The 21,959-nt window shown below is 71.9% G+C and carries 16 protein-coding genes and 3 pseudogenes; 10 read left to right on the top strand and 9 right to left on the bottom strand.

The features are described from left to right. Positions 1-31: 31 nt before the first annotated feature. Positions 32-614, top strand: a pseudogene (locus tag ACOBQU_RS23945) (isochorismatase family protein). A gap of 117 nt (positions 615-731) precedes the next feature. Here ACOBQU_RS23945 and ACOBQU_RS23940 read toward each other — a convergent pair. Further along, positions 732-1,046, bottom strand: a complete 315-nt coding sequence (locus ACOBQU_RS23940) for a hypothetical protein (RefSeq protein WP_423629390.1) — start codon at positions 1,044-1,046, stop codon at positions 732-734. Between the two features lie 146 nt (positions 1,047-1,192). After that, on the bottom strand, positions 1,193-3,622 hold the full coding sequence (locus ACOBQU_RS23935) for an immune inhibitor A domain-containing protein (RefSeq protein WP_423629389.1): 2,430 nt from the start codon (positions 3,620-3,622) through the stop codon (positions 1,193-1,195). Positions 3,623-4,355: 733 nt separating this feature from the next. Between ACOBQU_RS23935 and ACOBQU_RS23930 the strand changes: the two genes are divergently transcribed. Beyond that, positions 4,356-4,685: a hypothetical protein gene (locus ACOBQU_RS23930; protein WP_423629387.1), complete on the top strand. Its 330-nt coding sequence runs from the start codon at positions 4,356-4,358 to the stop codon at positions 4,683-4,685. A gap of 133 nt (positions 4,686-4,818) precedes the next feature. Here the strand turns inward: ACOBQU_RS23930 and ACOBQU_RS23925 are convergent, their stop codons facing one another. Together ACOBQU_RS23925 and ACOBQU_RS23920 are read right to left on the bottom strand one after the other, a co-directional pair. Then, positions 4,819-5,433, bottom strand: coding sequence for an RDD family protein (locus tag ACOBQU_RS23925; RefSeq protein ID WP_423629385.1), 615 nt, complete (start codon positions 5,431-5,433; stop codon positions 4,819-4,821). A gap of 103 nt (positions 5,434-5,536) precedes the next feature. Continuing rightward, positions 5,537-7,008 (bottom strand): annotated as a pseudogene (locus ACOBQU_RS23920) (RDD family protein). Positions 7,009-7,383: 375 nt separating this feature from the next. Here ACOBQU_RS23920 and ACOBQU_RS23915 point away from each other — a divergent pair. Then, on the top strand, positions 7,384-7,866 hold the full coding sequence (locus ACOBQU_RS23915) for an SsgA family sporulation/cell division regulator (protein WP_423634676.1): 483 nt from the start codon (positions 7,384-7,386) through the stop codon (positions 7,864-7,866). A 67-nt stretch (positions 7,867-7,933) separates the two neighbouring features. Here ACOBQU_RS23915 and ACOBQU_RS23910 read toward each other — a convergent pair whose 3' ends face one another. Further along, complete coding sequence (locus ACOBQU_RS23910; RefSeq protein ID WP_423629383.1) at positions 7,934-9,304, bottom strand: FAD-binding oxidoreductase; 1,371 nt, start codon at positions 9,302-9,304, stop codon at positions 7,934-7,936. Between the two features lie 98 nt (positions 9,305-9,402). Between ACOBQU_RS23910 and ACOBQU_RS23905 the strand changes: the two genes are divergently transcribed. Then, entirely contained in the window at positions 9,403-10,902 is a 1,500-nt protein-coding gene (locus ACOBQU_RS23905) for a tetratricopeptide repeat protein (RefSeq protein ID WP_423629381.1), read from the top strand. 37 nt (positions 10,903-10,939) lie between these two features. Here the strand turns inward: ACOBQU_RS23905 and hppD are convergent, their stop codons facing one another. Next, the gene (hppD, locus tag ACOBQU_RS23900; RefSeq protein ID WP_423629380.1) at positions 10,940-12,085 is read right to left on the bottom strand and encodes a 4-hydroxyphenylpyruvate dioxygenase; all 1,146 of its coding nucleotides are present in this window, start codon (positions 12,083-12,085) and stop codon (positions 10,940-10,942) included. 121 nt (positions 12,086-12,206) lie between these two features. Here hppD and ACOBQU_RS23895 point away from each other — a divergent pair, with 121 nt between their 5' ends. From ACOBQU_RS23895 to ACOBQU_RS23870, 6 genes and pseudogenes are all read left to right on the top strand, one after another. Further along, positions 12,207-12,674, top strand: a complete 468-nt coding sequence (locus ACOBQU_RS23895; RefSeq protein WP_423629378.1) for an Lrp/AsnC family transcriptional regulator — start codon at positions 12,207-12,209, stop codon at positions 12,672-12,674. Between the two features lie 141 nt (positions 12,675-12,815). Then, positions 12,816-13,460, top strand: a pseudogene (locus tag ACOBQU_RS23890) (ABC transporter permease); the annotation flags it as partial. Next, positions 13,452-14,828, top strand: a complete 1,377-nt coding sequence (locus ACOBQU_RS23885; RefSeq protein ID WP_423634674.1) for a betaine/proline/choline family ABC transporter ATP-binding protein — start codon at positions 13,452-13,454, stop codon at positions 14,826-14,828. The pseudogene ACOBQU_RS23890 and the gene ACOBQU_RS23885, both read left to right, overlap by 9 nt. A gap of 26 nt (positions 14,829-14,854) precedes the next feature. Beyond that, positions 14,855-15,727 carry an ABC transporter permease gene (locus ACOBQU_RS23880; protein ID WP_423634672.1) on the top strand — a complete coding sequence of 291 codons (873 nt, stop codon included), beginning with the start codon at positions 14,855-14,857 and terminating at the stop codon, positions 15,725-15,727. Then, the gene (locus ACOBQU_RS23875) at positions 15,724-16,698 is read left to right on the top strand and encodes a glycine betaine ABC transporter substrate-binding protein (protein WP_423629376.1); all 975 of its coding nucleotides are present in this window, start codon (positions 15,724-15,726) and stop codon (positions 16,696-16,698) included. The genes ACOBQU_RS23880 and ACOBQU_RS23875 overlap by 4 nt, the downstream gene beginning before the upstream one ends. A gap of 159 nt (positions 16,699-16,857) precedes the next feature. Then, on the top strand, positions 16,858-17,556 hold the full coding sequence (locus ACOBQU_RS23870) for an ArsR/SmtB family transcription factor (RefSeq protein WP_423629374.1): 699 nt from the start codon (positions 16,858-16,860) through the stop codon (positions 17,554-17,556). A gap of 156 nt (positions 17,557-17,712) precedes the next feature. Here ACOBQU_RS23870 and ACOBQU_RS23865 read toward each other — a convergent pair whose 3' ends face one another. The 3 genes from ACOBQU_RS23865 to ACOBQU_RS23855 all read right to left on the bottom strand — a co-directional run bounded on the left by ACOBQU_RS23865 (position 17,713) and on the right by ACOBQU_RS23855 (position 21,738). Further along, on the bottom strand, positions 17,713-18,507 hold the full coding sequence (locus ACOBQU_RS23865) for a S16 family serine protease (RefSeq protein ID WP_423629372.1): 795 nt from the start codon (positions 18,505-18,507) through the stop codon (positions 17,713-17,715). Between the two features lie 290 nt (positions 18,508-18,797). After that, positions 18,798-19,439, bottom strand: a complete 642-nt coding sequence (locus ACOBQU_RS23860) for an IclR family transcriptional regulator (protein WP_423629370.1) — start codon at positions 19,437-19,439, stop codon at positions 18,798-18,800. Positions 19,440-19,941: 502 nt separating this feature from the next. After that, positions 19,942-21,738, bottom strand: a complete 1,797-nt coding sequence (locus tag ACOBQU_RS23855) for a DEAD/DEAH box helicase (RefSeq protein WP_423629368.1) — start codon at positions 21,736-21,738, stop codon at positions 19,942-19,944. Positions 21,739-21,959: the final 221 nt, after the last annotated feature.

The raw sequence follows: 21,959 nt of genomic DNA, 5'->3' as shown, positions 1-21,959 counted from the left end.
CGCACCATCACGCTACCGAAGGACATCCGTCATGCGCCGCGCACTGATCGTCGTCGACGTACAGAACGACTTCTGCGAGGGGCAGCCTCGCCGTCGCGGGCGGCGCGGACGTGGCCGCCGCCATCACCGAACTGATCGGCCAGTCCTCCCCCTGCTACCGCCACGTCATCGCCACCCGCGACCACCACGTCGACCCCGGTGACCACTTCTCCGACCGGCCGGACTTCGTCGACTCCTGGCCGCCGCACTGCGTCGCCGGGACCGAGGGCGTCGGCTTCCACCCGAACTTCGCGCCCGCCGTGGCCTCCGGCGCGGTCGACGCCGTCTTCTCCAAGGGGGAGCGCTCGGCGGCGTACTCCGGCTTCGAGGGGGTCGACGAGAACGGGACGCCGCTGGCCGACTGGCTGCGGGAGCGGCAGGTGCGCGAGGTGGACGTGGTGGGGATCGCCACGGACCACTGCGTGCGGGCCACGGCGCTGGACGCCGCGCGCGAGGGGTTCCGTACGCAGGTGCTGCTCGACCTCACCGCGGGGGTGGCTGCCGCCACCACCGAGCGGGCCCTGGAGGACCTCCGCGCGGCGGGCGTCACCCTCACGGGCAAGCCGGTGGTGTAGCCCGCGTGGGACGCCCCGGGCCCGCCCCTTCCCGAAACCGGGGGCTGCCGCCCCCGGGCCCCCGCCTTCATCGGCGCTCCGCGCTTCGTCCTCAAACGCCGGACGGGCTTATTCCGGCTACGCCGCCGCAGGTCCCCGGAGGAGCGCGCGGATCGGGTGCCAGAGTTCGTCCACGGCGGTGGACGCGCGCCATATCAGGCCGTCCGGGTGGTGGAGGACCGCCGTGATCTCGTCGGGCGACGGCGGCTGCGTGTTGCCGCGCAGATACACCGCCCTGAGGCCCAGGTTGCGCAGCCGGGTCAGGGCCCGCGCCCGGTTCGCCGCGTGCACGAGCACGCGGACCTGTGCGGTGCCGCCCGCCGAAGGGCTCGGCAGGGTCAGGGCCACCACGACGCTGCCGTTCGGCAGCTTGCAGAAACCTCCTGCGGCCATGCTGTGTCACACCCCCGTGAGACGTAGCGTCAATAAGAAGTCCACAGCACGCACCTAAACACGATCGGCCGCCGCCCGCTAGGGGGCGGCGGCCGATCGCCGATCCGCAAGCCTCTGACCTGCGGAAACGAAAATTCTTTCGAAGACTACCGCACCGAGCGGTCCACCTGGACGGTGATCGAGGAACCGTCCTTCGGCTGCTTCAGGATCTTGATCTTGGTGTTGGTGTCAGTGACCTTGACGCTGCCGGTGGGGTTCTCCGGGTACCAGTAGGTGCCCTTGTGGTCGTCGAAGACCGAGACGCCCTTCTTCGACTTGATCTTGAGCGGGACGTCCGCGTTGTGGAGCGTGATCGCGTCCGTGCGGTACTTCGAGAAGGGCGCGTCGAACGGCTGGATCTTGTTGCGCAGGACCGTGCCGTCCTTCCACTTCAGCGGCTTGGCGTGGGCGTCGACCGGGAGGATCAGACCCTTGCCGTGGTGCTTGCTGACGTTGTTGTCCTTCTGGGAGGTGTCCCACTGCCAGATCAGCAGGCCGGTCTGGTACGGGTAGTGCTCGACCCAGGAGGGACGGGACGCGAAGCCGAAGTTGTACGGGCCGACCTTGAGGGTCTTGTCGTACGACACGTACTGGCGGTTCTCGGCGATGTAGTACTGCTCGTACTTCTTGGTGAAGGACTCGCCGATGCGCGAGAAGCCCTTCACCTTCCAGCCGTTGTCGCCGTTCTCCGCGCCGTCGGTGACCAGCTTGGCGCCGTCCGCGGTGACCGCGATGTCGTCGGCGGTGAAGCCCTTGAGCGCGTTGCCGCCGTCCGTGGTGTAGCGGAAGCGGAGGTCGATCTTCTTGCCCGCGTAGGCGTCCAGCGGGTAGACGAGCCGCTGGTACTTCGTCGAGGAGCCGGTCAGCGCTGGGCGGTCGCCGCCGTCGCGGGTGATCTGCTTGCCGTCGGCGGTGCCGTCGATGGGCGTCCAGCTGGCGCCGCCGTTGGTGGACACCTCGGTGTAGAGGTAGTCGTAGTTCCGCTCGATGTCCCACCAACCGGCCAGGGACAGCTCGGCCTTGGACTTGCCGGTGAGGTCGACGGACCGCGTGAGGGTGTTCTTGAGGTCGTCGTCCTGGCCGCTCCACCACTGCTTGGTGCCCTCGGCGGGCTTGGCGATGGTGGTGGTGACCGACTTCTTGGGCAGCTCGACGAGCAGCGCCTGCTTGTTGCGGGTGTTGTACTCGGACACGCCCAGCTTGTGCGTCGACTTCGTCGCGGCCTTCGCCTTGGCGTAGTCCAGCCAGCCGAGCTGGTACTTGTCCCAGGCGGTCATGTCGCCGGGCAGGTCACCGATGGCGTTCTTGCCGGTGCCGAGCCAGGAGCCCGCCGACATCAGCGACCAGAAGCCGACGGAGTTCTCCTGGCTGGCCGGGACGCCCGTGGTGTCGTACAGGTCCGGCAGGCCGAGGTCGTGGCCGTACTCGTGGGCGAAGACGCCGAGGCCGCCGTTCTCCGGCTGCATCGTGTAGTCGCCGACCCAGATGCCGGACTTGCCGATCTGGGTGCCGCCCGCCTTGTTCTTCGCCGGGCCGGTCTTGCCCGCGTCCTCGCCGTAGGCGTACCAGCGGTGCGCCCACAGGGCGTTCTCGCCCTCGGCGCCGCCGCCCGCGGACTCGTCCTCGCCCGCGTGGACGATCTGGAAGTGGTCGATGTAGCCGTCCGGCTCGTTGAACTCGCCGTCCTCGTCGAAGTCGTAGCGGTCCCACTTGTCGTACTTCGCGAGGTCGGCCTTGATCTGGGCGTCGGTGCGGCCCTTGGCCTTCTGGTCCTTCACCCAGGCCGCGACGCCGTCGCGGACCGCGTCCCAGACGTTGGCGCAGTTGGAGTCGCCGCAGTAGTTGGAGCCGTAACGGGCCTCGTTGTAGTCGACCTTGACCCAGTCGGAGACGGTGCCCTCGACGGAGTAGCGGCCGGAGGAGGTCTTCTCGTAGTACGTCTTCAGCGAGTGCTTGGTCTTGCCCTTGGCGTCCTTGCCCTTGCCGAAGTACAGGTCCTGGAAGTGCTCACGGTTGTAATCGGCCTGCCAGGCCGTGCTGTTGTCCTTGGCACGGTCCGGCTTGGGTATCTTGTTGTGGCGCGGGCCGGGCTCGCCGCCGTACTTCTTGACCGGAGGCTGGGGCCCGTCGGGACCGTCGGGGTCGTACAGGGTGGTGTCGTCCACCTTGTCCCCGAACTCCACCAGGATCGTGAAGATCTTGTCGGTCTTCTCGCGGCCCAGCTCGACGTACTTCTTGTCGTCCAGCTTCACGACGTTGGAGCCGCCGCGCTTGCTCACCTTGGCCTCGCCCGACACGACCTGTTCCAGGGCGGCCTTGCGCTGCTGGGCCTGCTGCTTGCTGAACGGGCCCTCCAGGTCGTGGTCGACCCGCGTCTTGGCGTCCGCCGGGTCACGGCGGTCGACGGTCGGTGCGTCCTTGGCGGCGGGTGCGCCGTCGTCGGCCGCGGCGACCCCGTACGCCGAGAACGTCGCGGCGGCCGCGGCCAGGGCGACGCCCGCTGCCGCGGCTCTGAACGTCCGTCTCTTGACTGTCACTTGATGCTTTCCTCCCCCGCGCCCCGCGGCACGGACCGCGTTCCCGGTCGAGGAGGTCCGCGCGCGATGTGCGCGTCACAAGTGACGACATTCGACCGGAGCGTGCAGAGAAAAGACAGACCTTGACTTGAACAGGCCAAGTGCTTTATGCAACGACGTCCGTCCAGTATCCGGACATGGTCGATGTTCTGCCGCCACATGCCCGAATGGCATATTGCGCTGTCAACAGGCGCGTGCGACCGTCCAGTTGATGGAACGCATGAATCCATGCGCCCCCCGTGCACCGGCGCCGTGTGTTAGGTCACGCTTACCGCATGTCGCGGTAGGGCATGGAGGCAAACAGGGGTGAAATCTACGGTGTTGGCGGATGCTCGGCAAGGCATCCAAGTCCGCACCGAAGAGCACCCTTCGATTCACATAAGTTCACATGGGTTCAGAGAGGTCCGTGTGCGTCCGTGTGCGTCCGCACGCAGCAGCGTGTGTCCGCATACATCCATGGACGTCCGCGTACGTTCGCGCACGTCTGTGGATGTCGGTGTACGTCTGCACGCGTACGCGTACGGCCGCGTTCCCGCACCTCCACACATCTGCATACCGCCTGGACCGCCCGGATCCCGCGGCTCCCCCGGAGCTGTCGACCCCGTCCGAGCTGCCGGAATCCCGTGTCCAGTGGATCCTCCGGATCACCCCCGCATCCGCTGTCCCGAGGACGGATCACGCCATGTCTCGCTCCATGCCTCGTCCGACCGTCGCACAGCTCTCCTACGGCGCCGCGACCGTCGTGTGTTCCACGGTGGCCATGCTGCTGCTCTCGCAGGCGACCTCTCCCCCGGGTGTGGCGGTCATAGCCGTCGCCGCCCTCGGGCTCGGCCTGCTGGTCGCCTGGACGGTCCCGCTGCCCAAGGAAGAGGCCGAGCCTACGCGCCCGGCACCCGCCACGGCCGCCGCCCGCGCCGAAGCCGCCCCGCAGGAGGAGCGGATCCCGGCACAGCGAGCGGTCATCGCGTCCGCCCCGCTGCCCGACTCCGTCCACCGGCCGGTACGGGAACCAGCCGGTCCCTGACGTACGCGCGCGTACGCGAAACGGCGGGTCCGTGACGTAACCCGGACCCGCCGCCCTTCGCCGCCCCCGGTGCCGCCGCAGCACCGGGGGTCCGCCTGCCCGCGGGGCGCTTCCGCGACCCCCGCACCACCGGTCAGCTGACGCTGACCACCACCGTCTTGGCCGCCTTGTCGTGCAGCCCCTGCTTGTACGGCTTGTCGAAGAAGCTCCAGCCGCCGCAGATCGCCGTCCAGATGCAGGCGCAGCAGAACGCGAACGGCAGCCACAGGACCGCGGAGCGCGCGATCGCGGTCTGCAGGGCGGGCGTCGAGCCGTCGTTCAGGTTCGCCACGCGCATCCCCAGCCACTTCTTGCCCAGCGTCTGCCCGTTCTTGGCGATGAGGACGCTGTCGTACGCCGTGTAGAGCACGGCGGCGAGCAGGGACTGGCCGAACGACTTGCCGTACTCGACCTTGTCCGGGTCGATGTCGTACTCATACGTGCCGAACGCCCAGGACAGCAGCCAGACGACCACGCCCACGAGGATCATGTCGATGATGCGGGCGAGTACGCGCTTGCCGCTGTCCGCCAAGGGGGGCATCCCCGCGAGGGGGTCGGTGCCGTACGGGCCTCCCGGCGGGGGCGGAGGCGGGGGCGGGCCGTCGTACGGGGAGCCTGGACCTCCCGGAGGGGGCGGGGGCTGCTTCCTGAACGGGTCGTTGTCGTGGGGGTCGGGGGTGCCGGGGTAGGGCGGCGGTTCGGTGCTCATGGGGTGAGTGCACCTCGAAGCGGGGGGCTGCGCGACTGCGGACGTCTGTCCGGGTTACCTCACGGCCGCGCCCCAGACCCGCGGTGGGGAGCCCCCGGCAGGGTCAGCCCGCCACGAACGTGCGGGCCGCCTTGTCGTGCCAGCACTGGTGCCACGGGCGGTCGAAGAGGCACCACAGCACCCCGACGACCCCCACGCCCAGCACCCCGGGCACGCTGTACACCAGCCACCGCCGCAGCGCCGCCCCCAGGGACGGCGCCCCATGGGCCTCGATGTCCCGCACCTCGACCCCGCAGAGCTTCTTGCCCAGCGTGCGCCCCCACTTGGCGGTGGGCAGCGCCTCGTACAGCCCCCCGAAGAGCAGCAGCACCCCGAGCACCATGCCGAGGTACCCGGCGGTGGTGCCGTCCAGGAGCCAGACGGTCACCTTCTCACCGGACATCTTCGCGGCGTCGATCTTGCTGTCGATGTGGTCGGCGGCCCGCGTGCCGAGCGGCAGCGCGGCCCCGGCCGTGACGGCGCCGAGGACGACGGTGTCGATGAGCCGCGCGGCGAACCGCCTGCCGAGCGGCGCGGGCCGCGCCGCCGCCTGCGCCCGGGCGGCCGCCGCGAACGGGTCCTCGGTCACCGGCTTCCACGGCGCGACGGGGCCGTCCGGCTGCTGCTGGGCGAGCTGGTGCACCTGCTGCGCCCAGGAGGTCGCGCCCCCGCCGGGCCCGGAGGTCAGGGGGAGGGGGTCTGCTGGGGGACGGACGCCTGCGCTGCGGGAGCGGGGGCGGAAGCGGGGGTGGGGCCCGGAGCGGAAGCGGAAGCAGACGCGGGGGTGGGGCCCGGGGCGGGGGCAGGGGCGGGGGCAGCGGCGGGCGGCTGCTTCGCCTGGGGGCGCAGCGCCCTGATCGCCATCGTGCCGTCGCTCCCGGCCCCCGGACCCGGCTGCGCGGGATTCACCGGTCCGGTGGGACGCCGGAAGGTGACCGTTCCCTCGCCGGTGGTGGGTGCGGGTGCGGTCGGCTTGACGGCGCGGCCGCCCGGGGCGCCGGGGGTGCCGGGGCTCTCGGGCTCCGGCTCGGGCCCGGCCTGCGCGGGGACCCGGGCGGCCGGTGCCGCGTCGGCGCGGGCGGGCGCCCCGCCCGGCACCCGGGGGTCCGGCCGCGCCGGGGAGCCCCACGACACCCGCTGGTCCTGCTCGCCGCCGAGCCCGGACTGGCGCGCGGCGTCCACGTGCCAGGCGGACGCGGGCTCGGGCCTGCTCCCGTGCCGGGCGCCCTCGGCGGCGGCGTCGGCGTCCGCGTCGGCGGTGCCGGTGTCCTCCGGCTCGGCCGTCTCGGACTGGGCGACCCCTTCCGGTTCCTCGTCGAAGAACACGGGCCCCGTCTCCTCCGCCCGCGGGGGCGGCGGGGCGGTGGCGGCGCGGGGCGGGGCGGGCAGCGGTTCTCCGTCGGACGGCGCCGGGCGGCTCGTACCGGGCACCCAGGCCGCGCCGTTCCAGTACCGGACGTAGCCGGGGATGGACGGGTCGGGGTAGTAGCCTTCGCGGGGCCTGTCGTCGCCGGGGGCCGGGGTTGGGGCGCTCATGTCCGTCGTCCCGTATCTGCTCGGGGGTCGTGTGCGGCTCCACATCTATCAGACCGGTGCGCCCACCCGGGCGGCTCCCGCAGCACCGCCCCCTTCCGCGCACGGTTCCCTTGCTTCTGGGGGTGCTTCTGGGGTGCTTCTGGGGGCGCTTCCGGGGTGCTTCCGGGGTGCTTCCGGGGTGCTTCCGGGGTGCTTGGGGGTTCTTCCGGGGGGTCCCCGCCCTCACCGGAAGCCCCCGCGAAAGCCCCTCCGCGAAAGTCTCCGAAAAAAACTTCCCGAACCCGCGTAATGCTCCGCGCCCTCCGCGCTCTCGATCTGTGCGGGCCCGCTCCGGACCCGTACGAGACGCACAGCGACGAGAGGAACGTGACCGACATGCACACCGTGGTGGAGCGCGAGCTGGAGCTCAAACTGGTCCTGTCACCGGAGCGGGCCATCCCGGTCCCGGCCCGGCTGACCTACCGCACCGACGACCCGTACGCCGTGCACATCGCCTTCCACATCGGCTCCGAGCACCCCGTGAACTGGACGTTCGCGCGGGAGCTGCTGGTCGAGGGCGTGTTCCGGCCGTGCGGGCACGGGGACGTGCGGGTGTGGCCGACGAAGGTCGAGGGGCGCTCGGTGGTCCTGATGGCGCTCAGCTCGCCGGACGGCGACGCCCTCCTGGAGGCCCCGGCGCCCGCCGTGTCGGCCTGGCTGGAGCGCACCCTGCGGGTGGTCCCCCCGGGTTCTGAGGCCGAGCAGCTCGGCATCGACGACGGCCTCGCCGAGCTGCTCGCCCCGACCACCTCCGGCCGCGCCGACGAGCTGTGGCTGCGCGACCCGTGGCCCTCGGACGAGTCCAAGGACGGTGAGTGACCGCGGGCGCCACGGGGGTGCCCGCCGTGCCCCCCGTGGAGCGGGAGGGCCTCACGGGCCGGTCGCGTCAGAAGAGCTTGCCCGGGTTGAGGAGGTGGTGCGGGTCGAAGGCGGCCTTGACGGCCCGCTGCATCTCCAGGCCCACCGGGCCGAGTTCGCGCGCCAGCCACTCCTTCTTCAGGACGCCGACGCCGTGCTCGCCCGTGATGGTGCCGCCGAGGTCGAGGCCGAGGGCCATGATCTCGTCGAAGGACTCCCGGGCCCGCCGGGACTCGTCGGGGTCTGCCGCGTCGAAGCAGACGGTGGGGTGCGTGTTCCCGTCGCCCGCGTGCGCGCAGACCCCGATGGTCAGGGCGTGCTTGTCGGCGATGGCGGCGACGCCGTCGAGCATCGCGCCGAGCTTCGAGCGCGGCACGCACACGTCGTCGATCATCGTGGTGCCCTTGACCGCCTCCAGGGCGGTGAGCGACAGGCGGCGCGCCTGGAGCAGCAGTTCGGACTCGGCCGCGTCCTCCGCCGGGACGACCTGGGTGGCCCCGGCGGCCTCGCACAGGGCGCCCACGGCGGCGAGGTCGACGGCCGGGTCCGGGGTGTCGAAGGCGGCGAGCAGCAGGGCCTCGGTGGTCTCGGGCAGGCCCATGTGGGCGAGCGCGTTGACGGCCTGGACCGTCGTGCGGTCCATCAGCTCCAGGAGGGAGGGCACGTGCCCGCCCTCCATGATCGCGCAGACGGCGTCGCAGGCCGCGGCGGCCGAGCCGAACTCGGCGGCGAGGACGAGCTGCTGGGGCGGCTTCGGCCGCAGGGCGAGGACCGCGCGGACGACGATGCCGAGGCTGCCCTCGGAGCCGACGAACAGGCGGGTGAGGTCATAGCCCGCGACGCCCTTGGCGGTGCGCCGCCCGGTGCTCATCAGACGGCCGTCGGCGAGGACGACGTCGAGGCCGAGGACGTACTCGGCGGTCACGCCGTACTTGACGCAGCACAGGCCGCCGGAGGCCGTGCCGATGTTGCCGCCGATGGTGCAGGTCTCCCAGCTGGAGGGGTCCGGCGGGTAGTACAGGCCCAGCTCGCCGACCGCGCGCGACAGGGTGGCGTTGACGACGCCCGGCTCGACGACGGCGACGCGGTCGACGGGGTTGATCTCCAGGATGCGGTCCATCTTCACCAGCGAGAGCACCACGCAGCCGTCGGTGGCGTTGGCCCCGCCGGACAGGCCGGTGCGGGCGCCCTGCGGCACGACGGGGACGCGCAGCGCGCTGGCCGTGCGCATGACGTGCTGTACGTGCGCGACGGTGCGGGGCAGGACGACGACGGCGGGGCTGCCCGCCGCGCAGAAGCTGGCCATGTCGTGCGCGTACGAGGACGTGACGTCCGGGTCGGTGAGGACCGCGTCGGCGGGTAGCTCGGCCCGGAGGGCTTCGACGAGTGCGCTGCTCATGATCACAGCCTCGCACCCGGGGCCATCGGTGTGAACCCGTGTGCGACGCCGTTCGCGGAGCCGGGGCGCACTCTTCGTATTGACGCACAGTGAGCGCCATGGAGACCGAGAACCGCGTCCTGTCGTCGGTGCCGCCCGCCGGGGGGCCGCGTCGTTCCCGTGCCGTCCGGCGGGCGCTGCTCGCGGCCGTGGCGGGCGCCGCCGTGCTCGGCGGGGTGCTGGTGGCGCTCCCGGGCGGCGGGCAGGCGCCGCCGCCCGCGCCGGGGCCCGTGGGGCGGGCGCTGGCCGCGGCGGGCGGTGGCGCTCCGGCGGCGCTGCCCGACCTGGCGGCGCTCATCGGGGAGCGCGAGGCGCACCTGCGGGCGCACCCCGGTGACGGGCAGTCGTGGGCCGTGCTGGGCACGGCGTACGTGGAGCGGGGCCTGCGGACGGCGGACTTCGCGTCCTACCCGAAGGCCGAGCACGCGCTGCGCACCTCGCTGCGGGAGCGGCCCGAGGGCAACGTGGAGGCGCTCGCCGGGCTCGCGGCGCTGGCCAACGCGCGGCATGACTTCCGGGCCGCGCGGTCGTGGGGCGAGCGGGCGGTGCGGCTCGCGCCGAAGCGGTGGACGACGTATCCGGTGCTCATCGACGCCTACCGGGGGCTCGGGGACGCCAAGGGCGTCGGGCGGTCCCTGGACACCCTGCGGGAGCTGCGCTCGGGTGCGGCGGTGAAGGCGCGGGCCGGGATGGTGTACCGGGACCGGGGCTGGCGGGAGGACGCCGCCGCCGCGCTCTTTGACGCCGCCGCGCTGGCCGAGGGCCCGGCCGAGCGGGCGGCGTGTCTGTACCGGGTCGGGGAGCTGGCCTGGGAGCGGGGCGAGCCCGCCCAGTCGCTGCGCTATCTGGACGCGGCGCTCGCCGCCGACCCCGACCACCACCCCGCGCTCGCCGCGCGGGGCCGGGCGCTGGCCGCGCTCGGCCGGGCCTCCGACGCCCTCCAGGCCTACCGGAGTGCGCTGGCGCGGCGGCCCGCTCCTGAATACGCCTTGGAGCTGGGCGAGTTGTACGAGTCCCTGGGGCTGATGCCCGCCGCGCGCGCCCAGTACGACCTGCTGCGGGACCGGGTCCGGCAGGCCGGGCGCGGCGGCGTCAACGACGAGCGGGTGCTCGGCCTGTTCGAGGCGGACCACGGCGACCCCGAGCGGGCCGTGCGCCGCCTCACCGCGGAGTACGCCCGTCACCGCAGCCCCGAGAACGCCGACGCGCTCGGCTGGGCGCTGCACCGGGCCGGGGACTCCGCCGCCGGGCTTCCGCACGCGGTGGCAGCGATGGAGAAGGGGCCGCGCAGTGCCCTGTTCGCCTACCACCGCGGGGAGATCGAGCGGGAGCTGGCCCGCTACGGCGCCGCCAGGCGGCACCTTCAGGAGGCGCTGCGGGTGAACCCGCACTTCTCCCCGCTGGGCGCGGCGGCGGCCCACCGCGCCCTGACCGCCCTCGGCGACCCGCCGGAGGGCGGCCCGGAGCAGGTGTACGCCCCGGAGGCCACCCCCGACGACTCTGCGGTACGTGGGCGCCCCGAAGGGGCGCGGGGAACTGCGCGACCAGCCACGACGTAGTGGCAGGCGAACGACGGCACCGCTGCGGGCGCCGCCGCTACAGGTTGCCGCGCTTGGCCTGCTCGCGCTCGATCGCCTCGAACAGGGCCTTGAAGTTGCCCTTGCCGAAGCCCATGGACCCGTGGCGCTCGATCATCTCGAAGAAGACGGTCGGCCGGTCCTGGACGGGCTTGGTGAAGATCTGCAGCAGGTAGCCGTCCTCGTCGCGGTCGACGAGGATCTTCAGCTCGCGCAGGGTCTCGACGGGGACGCGCGTCTCCCCCGCCCACTCGCCGAGGGTGTCGTAGTAGGAGTCCGGCGTGTCCAGGAACTGGACGCCCGCGGCGCGCATGGTGCGCACGGTGGCGACGATGTCGTTGGTGGCGAGGGCGATGTGCTGGACGCCCGCGCCGCCGTAGAACTCCAGGTACTCGTCGATCTGGGACTTCTTCTTGGCGATGGCGGGCTCGTTGATCGGGAACTTGACCTTGAGCGTGCCGTCGGCGACGACCTTCGACATCAGGGCCGAGTACTCGGTCGCGATGTCGTCGCCCACGAACTCCTTCATGTTCGTGAAGCCCATGACCTTGTTGTAGAAGGCGACCCACTCGTTCATCTTGCCGAGCTCGACGTTGCCCACACAGTGGTCGATGGCCTGGAAGGTGCGCTTGGCGGGCGGCTCGACGATCGGGGAGGCGGTGACGAAGCCGGGCAGGTAGGGGCCGTCGTAGCCCTTGCGCTCGACCAGGGTGTGCCGGGTCTTGCCGTAGGTGGCGATGGCCGCGAGCACCACGACGCCGTGCTCGTCCTTCACCTCGTACGGCTCGTCGATGCCGCGGGCGCCGTGCTCGACGGCGTACGCGTACGCGGCGCGGGCGTCCGGCACCTCGATGGCGAGGTCGACGACGCCGTCGCCGTGCGCGGCCACGTGGTCGGCGAGGAAGGTGCCCCACTCGGTGGACGCCTTGATGACGGAGGTGAAGACGAACCGGGCGGAGCCGTTCTCCAGGACGTAACTGGCGGTCTCGCGGCTGCCGTTCTCCGGTCCGGAGTAGGCGACGAGCTTCATGCCGAACGCCGTGGAGTAGTAGTGGGCGGCCTGCTTGGCGTTGCCCACGGCGAAGACGACCGCGTCCATTCCCTTCACCGGGAAGGGGTCGGCCTCGCGCGCGGTTTCCGGGGTGGTGTGTGTGGTCTGAGTCATACCGGGAGGCTCCCGCCGATCCACAAGATGCGCAATAGTTCGCGTATTCACCTAGCAATCTGCACAGTGATCCGCGAGCCGGTGCGGGCGTTCTGTACAGACTGACCATTCGGGAGGCTCCATGGCGATCGATCATCTGGACGGGCGGCTCATCGTGCTGCTCGCGCAGGAGCCGCGCATCGGCGTCCTGGAGGCCTCGCGCCGCCTCGGCGTGGCGCGCGGCACGGTGCAGGCCCGGATGGACCGCCTTCAGTCGAACGGAGTCATCCGCGGCTTCGGCCCCCAGGTCGACCCGGCGGCCCTCGGCTACCCGGTCACGGCGTTCGCGACCCTGGAGATCAAACAGGGCCAGGGCGCCGACGTACGGGCGCACTTGGCGACCGTGGCGGAGGTCCTGGAACTGCACACCATCACCGGTCACGGCGACATGCTGTGCCGCCTGGTGGCCCGCTCCAACGCCGATCTCCAACGTGTGATCGACCGGGTGCTGGGTTTTGATGGCATCGTCCGGGCCTCCACGGCGATCGTCATGGAGAACCCCGTTCCGCTGCGGATCATCCCGCTGGTGGAGCAGGCGTCCGGAAACTGACGTCCCGGGCGGGAGGACCCGGGTAGGCACGACGACGACACGCCCGTACGACGGCACGACGACGGTACGACGGCACGACGCACGCGGGCGCCGGGAGACTCCCGGCGCCGCCTGCGCGGGCCTCGCGAGGTGAGCCGGACGATGAACTTCTGGGAGTACCTCGGCAACCGCCACCAGCAGTTGCTGACGGACGCCTACCAACACGCCAGCGCGGTCTTCCAGTGCATGGTGGTGGCCACCGTCATCGGCGTACTGATCGGCGTGCTGACCTACCGCACCGAGTGGGCGGGGAACCTCGCCACCACCGTGACCTCCACGATCCTCACCATCCCGTCCCTCGCCATGATCGGTCTGCTGATCCCGGTCGTGGGGCTCGGCGTGGCGCCGACGGTGACCGCGCTGACGCTGTACGGGCTGCTGCCGATCGTGCGCAACGCGATCGTCGGCCTGCGCGGGGTCGACCCGACGCTGGTGGACGCGGCGAAGGGCATCGGGATGTCGCGCCTGCACCGGCTGGTGCGGATCGAGCTGCCGCTGGCGTGGCCGCCGATCCTGACCGGCATCCGCGTCTCCACGCAGATGCTGATGGGCATCGCCGCGATCGCCGCGTACGCCTCCGGGCCCGGGCTCGGCAACGAGATCTTCCGCGGCATCGCCTCGCTCGGCAGCAAGAACGCGCTCAACCAGGTGCTCGCGGGCACGCTCGGGATCATCGTCCTGGCGCTGCTCTTCGACGCCGCGTACGTCCTGATCGGCCGTCTGACGATTCCGAGGGGTATCCGTGTCGAGACGTCTGAGACACCCGAGAGACCGCGACCGTCCCCGGCGCCCGACGCGGCGGGCAGCACCGCCGACCAGGCGGGCTCCGCCGGGCTCGCGCCCACCGCGGCGAGCGGCACGGCGGGGGCGACGGGCACGACGGGCGCCACGGGCGCGACCATCGAGCTGGAGAACCTCACCAAGCGCTACCCCGGCAGCGCCGAACCGGCCGTGGACAGCGTCAGCATGGAGATCAAGGCGGGCGAGATCGTCATCTTCGTGGGCCCCTCGGGCTGCGGGAAGTCCACGACCCTGAAGATGATCAACCGCCTGATCGAGCCGACCAGCGGCCGTATCCGCATCAACGGCGAGGACGTCACCGACATCGACCCGGTGAGGCTGCGCCGCAAGGTGGGCTACGCCATCCAGTCGTCCGGCCTGTTCCCGCACATGACGGTGGCTCAGAACATCGCGCTCGTACCGAAGATGGTCGGCTGGGGCAAGGCCCGGATCCGGTCGCGCGTCGAGGAGATGCTGGACCTGGTCGGGCTCGACCCGGGCGAGTTCCACGGCCGCTATCCGCGCCAGCTCTCCGGCGGGCAGCAGCAGCGCGTGGGCGTGGCGCGGGCGCTGGCCGCCGATCCGCCGGTGCTCCTGATGGACGAGCCGTTCGGCGCGGTCGACCCGATCACCCGCGACCACCTCCAGGACGAGCTGATCCGGCTCCAGCACGAGCTGCACAAGACGATCGTCTTCGTCACGCACGACTTCGACGAGGCCATCAAGCTGGGCGACCGCATCGCGGTGCTGCGGGAGCGGTCCCACATCGCGCAGTTCGACACCCCCGAGGCGATCCTCACCAACCCGGCCGACGACTTCGTGTCGGGTTTCGTCGGCGCCGGTGCCGCCCTGAAGCGGCTGAACCTGACCCGCGTACGCGATGTCGAGATGGCCGACGTGCCGACGGTGACGATCGACGATCCGCTCCAGGACATCTTCGACAAGCTGCGCGCGTCCGGCACCAACGAACTGCTGCTCCTCGACAAGCGCCGCCGCCCCTACAAGTGGCTCAGGCGCGGCGACCTGATGCGCGCCAAGGGCTCGCTGGCCCGCGCGGGCACCCTCGTGCACGACACGGTCACCCGGGACGCCACGCTCCGCGACGCCCTGGAGGCGGTGCTCACCGACAACGCGGGCCGGGTCGCCGTCACCGGGCGGCGCGGCGAGTACACGGGCGTCGTCGACATGGAGACCCTGATGAACTCGGTGCACGAGATGCTGGAGGCCGACCGGCTCGACGCGCTTGAGCACCAGCACGAACTGGAGGAGCAGCGCGCCGAGTTGACCCACAAGGAGCAGGAGGGCGCGGCCGAGGCGGGGGAGGCGAAGGCGTGACCGGGACGCCCGGGGGCCAGCCCCGCATCCCCGACCGCGGTCCCGGCGCCCGGCAGGCGGCCCGCCCGCGGGGCGAGCACGAGGTCAAGGGCCTGGCCTTCCGCGACGACGGCGGGGACGAGCCGGAGGCGCCGCCGCCGGTGGCGGTCGCGAGGCCGCCGCGCCGGGTCACCTGGCAGAAGCTGACGTTCCTGCCGGTGGTGCTCGCGCTGGTACTCCTTGCCACCTGGATCTGGTTCGAGCAGGCCGACCTGGACGAGATCTCCCGGAACGCGCTGTCCAACGGCCAGGTCGGCAAGGCGCTGCGGCAGCATGTCGAGCTGACCGCCGTCTCCACGTTCTTCGTGCTGATCATCGCGATCCCGCTGGGCGTCCTGCTGACCCGGCGCGCCTTCCAGAAGGGCGCCCCCGTGGCCATGGCCCTCGCCAACATGGGCCAGGCGACCCCCGCGATCGGCCTGCTGGCGCTGCTGGTGATCTGGCTGGGCATCGGCGAGAAGGCGGCCCTGACGGGCATCATCATCTACGCCGTCCTGCCGGTGCTTTCCAACACGATCGCGGGCCTGCGGGCCAACGACCCCACCCTCCTGGAGGCGGCGCGCGGCATCGGCATGTCGCCGCTCGGCGTGCTGGCGAAGGTCGAGCTGCCGCTGGCCGTCCCGCTGATCCTGGCGGGCGTGCGCACGGCCCTGGTCCTGAACGTGGGCACGGCGACGCTCGCGACGTTCGGCGGCGGGGGCGGGCTCGGCGTCCTGATCACCACGGGCATCACCAACCAGCGCATGCCGGTCCTGGTGCTGGGCTCGATCCTCACGGTGGTGCTCGCGCTGCTCGTGGACTGGCTGGCCTCGCTCGCCGAACTGATGCTCAGCCCGCGCGGCCTGGAGGTGCGGTCATGAGGCTCCGCTCACGGCGTACGAAGGCGCTGCTCGCCCTGGCCGGGGTGCTGGCGGCGGGCGGCTGCGGCCTGACCAGCGGCTCCCCCATGGTGGACGACGTGAAGCCGGGCATCGTCGGCCAGGGCCGCCCCTTGGAGGGCGCGAACCTCACCGTCACGTCGAAGGAGTTCACCGAGCAGCTCATCCTCGGCGCGATCATGGGCATCGCCTTCCAGGCGGCCGGGGCGGACGTGCTCGACCGCACGGGCATCCAGGGCTCGATCGGCGCGCGCGAGGCGGTCAAGGGGGGCGACGCGGACGCCATGTACGAGTACACGGGCACCGCGTGGATCACGTACCAGGGCAACTCCAAGCCCATCACCGACCCGCACCAGCAGTGGGAGGCGGTCCGGGAGGCCGACGCGAAGAACGGGATCAGCTGGCTGCCGCCCGCCTCCCTGAACAACACCTACGCCCTGGCGATGAACGAGTCCAACGCCCGCGAGTACGGCACGAAGACCCTCTCCGACGTGGCCGCGCTCGCCCGCCGGGACCCCAAGGCGGTCACGCTGTGCGTGGAGGGCGAGTTCGCCAACCGCGCGGACGGACTGCCGGGCATGCAGAAGACGTACGGCATGAAGCTGCCCGCCGGGAACATCACGCAGATGGACACCGGGATCATCTACACCCAGGCGAAGAAGGGCAGTTGCACCTACGGCGAGGTCTTCACCACCGACGGCCGCATCAAGGCGATGCGCCTCGCGGTCATGGAGGACGACCGCCGCTTCTTCCCCAACTACAACGCGGCCCCCGAGATCAACAGCAAGACCCTCAAGGAGCACCCGGAGATCGCGGAGGTCCTGGCCCCCGTCACCAAGAAGCTCACCAACGCCGTGGCCCGCGATCTGAACGCCAAGGTGGACGTGGACGGCGAGGACCCGCACGAGGTGGCGAAGGACTGGATGGTGGAGCAGGGCTTCGTGAAGGAGTAGCGGGGCGCCCCCGCGAGGCCCGGGCGGGACGGGCCGGGCACCGGGCGGGGCCGGGCCGGGCACCGGGCGGGAGTGGGACGAGGCGTCCCCCGGCCATCCAAAGACTCCGTTGCAAAGAAAGCGTTGCAACGGAGTCTTTGCACGCGTACGCTGCTGAGCATGCCGGAAGAACCGCGTACCACGGAAGAGCCGCGCCCCACGGAAGGACCGCGCACCCCGGAAGAGCCGAACGCGACGGAAGAGCCGAACGCGGCGGAAGCGGCGGGGCCGCAGGGGCGGGGCGCCGCCCGGAAGATCGTCGACCTCGACGCCCGCTCCCTGCGCGGGCTCGCGCACCCGCTGCGGATGCGGCTGCTCGCCTCACTGCGGCTCGAAGGACCGGCCACGGCCTCCCAACTGGCCGCCCGCCTGGGCGAGTCGAGCGGCGCGACCAGCTACCACCTGCGCCAGCTGGCCACGTACGGATTCGTCGAGGACGACCCGGAGCGCGGCAAGGGCCGGGAGCGCTGGTGGCGTTCGAAGCACGACGGCACGCGCATGGAGACCACGCTGATGCGCGACCCGGACCCCTCGGTGCGCGGCGCGTACAACGAACTCCTGCACTACCACGTGACGCTGCACGCCGAGGAGGCCTCCACCTGGGTCGGCACCCAGGGGGAGTGGTCGCGCGAGTGGCAGGACAGCGCGGACCTCAGCGACTACACCCTGCGCCTGACCCCCGCCCGCACCGAGGAGCTGGGCAAGAGGATCCACCAACTGATCGAGAGCTACCGGGAGTTGGAGGCGGACAAGGGGAACCCGGACGCCGCGCGGGTCCGCGTCCACTCCCATGTGTTCCCGACCCACCCCACCACCTGACAGGGGGACGACACGCCATGCACCCGGACATCCATCTGATCCTGCACCGCACCGAGGCCGCCGAACTGCACGCGGCCGCGCCCGCCCGGAAGCCGCCGCGCTCCCCGATCCGCACCCAACTCGGCTGGACCATGGTCGAGTTGGGCCTGCGCCTGGTCAGCAGCTCGGCACGTTCTCCGCGTCACCCTTCCCCAGGGCCCGCAGCGCCTCGACCGTACCGGACAGCGTGGTGACCGGGACGAGCTGAAGCCCCTTCGGCTTCTCGGCGCGGGCGTCGTCGCACTCGGCCTTCGGCACGAGGAAGACGGTGGCGCCATCGCGGGCGGCGGCCTGCGTCTTCATGGACACGCCGCCGACGGCGCCGACCTCGCCGTCCGCCTTGATCGTGCCGGTCCCGGCGATGCTCAGGCCGCCGGTCAGGTCGCCGCCGCTGCCGTTCCCGTCGAGCTTGTCGATGATGCCGAGCGCGAGGAAGAGCCCGGCGCTCGGCCCGCCGATCTTGCCGAGGTCCGCCTTGACCTTGACCTTGTCGGTGCCGTTGACGCCGTTCTTCCTCAGGTACGCGAGGGCCGCCTTCGTCGCGTCGTCCTGGGACTCCCTCATGTCGCCGAGGTTGTGCTCCTCGACTTCCTTCTCGTTGTCGCCCTCGGGGTAGACGGAGTCCTTCGGCATCACGGCCCGGTCCGTACGGAACCAGCCGTCGACGACGTCGCCGAGCCGCACGGTCATCTGGGGCCCGGTCGCCACGATGGTCGTCATCCGCAGCTCCCCGTCCGTCTTCCGCGTCGGCGCCCCCGTGATCGTGAGCACCGGCCTGCCCTCGTACTCCCCCAGCACGTCAGCGGTGCCGCCCGGCTGGGCGACGGCGAACGGCAACGGCGCCAGCCCGGCGACGGCCAGCAGCGCGACGACGGGCACGGCGGACACGGCCAGGGCCTTGAGAGGGCTCAACTGAGCAAGACGAGACAGCACGCGTCCAATCTACGCGAGCACCGATCCCGGCCCGCCACCCCGATCAAGGCCGAAAGCCGACGTGAGGCGCCAGGGGAGAAGAAGCCCGTCCGGCGCTTGAGGACAAGGCCGAAGGCGAACGAAGGGCGAGCGGGAGAAACAAGCCCGTCCGGCGTTTGAGGACGAGGCCGAAGGCCGATGAGGGGCGGGCGGGCGGGGAAAGACGAAGCCCGTCCGGCGCCTGAGGACGAGCCACGCCGAAGGCGGCGACCACGGCGCGCCCCGCGGCCTCAGCGCAACGCCTCGGCGACCTCCCGCGCCGCGTCCACCACCCGCGGCCCCACCCGCTCCGGCACCGAGTCCGACAGCATGACCACCCCCACGCTCCCCTCTATCCCCGTCACCCCGACGAGGGGCGCCGCGGCCCCGCTGGCCCCCGCCTCCAGCTCGCCGTGCGTGAGGGCGTACCCGGGATCGGTGATCTGCCCCTGCCGGGCGGCGAGGATCGCCTTGCCCGCGGCTCCGCGGTCGAGAGGGTGCCGGAACCCGGTCCGGTACGCCACGTGGTAGTCGGTCCACGTGGGCTCGACGACGGCGACCGCGAGGGCCTCGGTGCCGTCGACCAGGGTCAGGTGCGCGGTGGCCCCGATGTCCTCGGCGAGGGCGCGCAGCGCGGGCAGCGCGGCCTCCCGCACCAGCGGGTGCACCTGGCGGCCGAGCCGCAGCACGCCGAGCCCGACGCGTGCGCGGCCGCCCAGGTCCCGCCGCACCAGGGCGTGCTGTTCGAGCGTGGCCAGGAGCCGGTACACCACCGTGCGGTTCACGCCGAGCTTGTTGGAGAGCTCCGTGACGGTGAGCCCGTGATCGGTGTCGGCGAGCAGCTTGAGGACGCGCAGTCCCCGGTCGAGCGTCTGAGATGTCTCCGCGGTCACGACGCCCACTCCTTTGGTGGTGAGGGTCGACGGCCCCCTCGATGGCGGGCGCACCGGTCGCGCTCCGAGGCGGCACTGCCACGGGGCGTTGTGTAGCTGGGGACAGTAGCGAGGGCGTCCCGCTCAGCGGAAGACTCCGTCCAGAATCCGGTCAAGGGGACGGAAAGTCGGTCCGCTATGCCCCGCTATGCGACGCCGCATGTGTATGCGGAACACACAACGCCTTTACGGAGTACGCACGTTTGCCTAGCGGCAGATAACGAAGGGCACACCCCCTGGCGGCGCGGGGACGCCCCCAGACACCCCCGGCGGAGCACGCCGGAGGCACCCGGGGGGACCGTCGAGACGCCCCCCCGCCCCGCCAGGAACAGATGCCCACCCTGCCAGGGGCCCAACACCCGGCCCCCGGCAGGCAACCCCCATCCGGCCCCCGGCAGGGGCTGAAGCCCACCCGGCGGGCGCCGGAGCCCGCCCCGCAGGGGCAGAACCGCAAGCGTGCGCGCTAGCGCATCCGCGTGGCCCACTCCTGCACCTTGGCGATCCGCTGCCGCAGCTGCCCGGCCGTGGCCTCCGCGCTCGGCGGCCCGCCGCACACCCGGCGCAGCTCGGTGTGGATCACCCCGTGCGGCTTGCCGCTCTGGTGGACGTACGCGCCGACCATCGTGTTGAGCTGCTTGCGCAGCTCCAGCATCTCCTTGTGGGAGACCACGGGCCGCCGCTCGGCGGGCAGTTCGAGGAGGTCGGCCTCCTCGGCGGGCTTCTTCTTGCTGTGCGCGATCTGCCGGGCCTGCCGCTTCTGGAGCAGCAGCTGCACCTGGTCGGGTTCGAGGAGGCCCGGGATGCCGAGGTAGTCCTGCTCCTCCTCGCTGCCGGGGTGGGCCTGCATGCCGAACTCGGCGCCGTCGTACAGGACCCGGTCGAAGACGGCGTCGGACTCCAGCGCCTCGAAGGGCAGCGCGTCCTGCTCGCCGGTGTCCTCGTCCTGCTGCTTGTTGGCCTCGTCCATCTCCTTCTCGGACTCGGCGTACGGGTCGTCCTCGCCGTTCTCCTTCTTCGGCCGGTCGAGGACGTGGTCGCGCTCGACCTCCATCTCGTTGGCGAAGCCGAGCAGGTCGGGGACGGTCGGCAGGAACACGGACGCGGTCTCGCCGCGCCGCCGCGACCGCACGAAGCGCCCGACGGCCTGCGCGAAGAACAGCGGCGTCGAGATCGTCGTCGCGTACACGCCGACGGCGAGGCGCGGCACGTCGACGCCCTCCGACACCATCCGCACCGCGACCATCCACCGGTCGTCGCTGCCGCTGAAGTCGTCGATGCGCTGCGAGGCCCCCGCGTCGTCGGACAGCACGAGGGTGGCCTTGGTGCCGGTGATCTCGCGGATCAGCTTGGCGTAGGCGCGCGCGGAGTCCTGGTCGGAGGCGATGACGAGGCCGCCCGCGTCCGGGATGGCCTTGCGGACCTCGCTCAGGCGGCGGTCGGCGGCCTGGAGCACGTTCGGCATCCAGTCGCCGCGCGGGTCGAGCGCGGTGCGCCAGGCCTGCGAGATCGCGTCCTTGGTCATGGGCTCGCCGAGGCGCGCGGCGATCTCGTCCCCGGCCTTGGTGCGCCAGCGCATGTTCCCGCTGTACGACAGGAAGATCACGGGCCGCACGACGCCGTCGCCGAGGGCGCTGCCGTAGCCGTAGGTGTAGTCGGCGGCGGACCGGCGGATGCCGTCGTTGCCCTCCTCGTACGTCACGAAGGGGATGGGGTTGGTGTCGGAGCGAAACGGCGTGCCGGTGAGCGCGAGGCGCCGCGTGGCGGGCTCGAACGCCTCCAGGCAGGCCTCGCCCCACGACTTGGAGTCGCCCGCGTGGTGGATCTCGTCGAGGATGACGAGGGTCTTGCGCTGCTCCACGCGGTTGCGGTGCAGCATGGGGCGCACGCCGACGCCCGCGTACGTCACGGCGACGCCCTGGTACTCGCGGCTGAGCGGGCCCGCGCTGTACTCCGGGTCCAGCTTGATCCCTATGCGCGCGGCGGCCTCGGCCCACTGCTTCTTCAGGTGCTCGGTCGGGGCGACGACGGTCACCTGCTGCACGACGTGGTGGTGCAGCAGCCAGGACGCGAGCGTCAGCGCGAACGTCGTCTTTCCGGCGCCGGGGGTCGCCACCGCGAGGAAGTCGCGCGGCTGCTCCTGGATGTACTTCTCCATCGCCCCCTGCTGCCAGGCGCGCAGCTTGCTGGCGGTGCCCCAGGGAGCGCGCCCCGGGAAGGCGGGCGACAGGTGGTGGTTGGAGGAGGCGGCGGTAGTAGTCACGGTCTCCGAATTTTGACGCTGGGGGAACGTACGACAACCGGGCCACCCTACCGGTGGGATGACCGGACCCGGGGCTGACGCTCGGGTCGCGGACGGGGTGCGACGCGGCTCACACCGCCGCTCGCCGGGGGGCGGGCGCGTCGGCGGCCGGGTGGGCCTCACCCGACCCCCGAGCGGGTGAGGCCCCGTCCGCGCCCCGGCCCGTGGGCCCGCGCCCCCGG

The sequence above is a fragment of the Streptomyces sp. G45 genome (assembly GCF_049542095.1).
Classification (GTDB): Bacteria; Actinomycetota; Actinomycetes; order Streptomycetales; family Streptomycetaceae; genus Streptomyces.
Note: the sequence above shows the minus strand (reverse complement) of the source record. Positions and strands in the feature narration are given on the sequence as shown.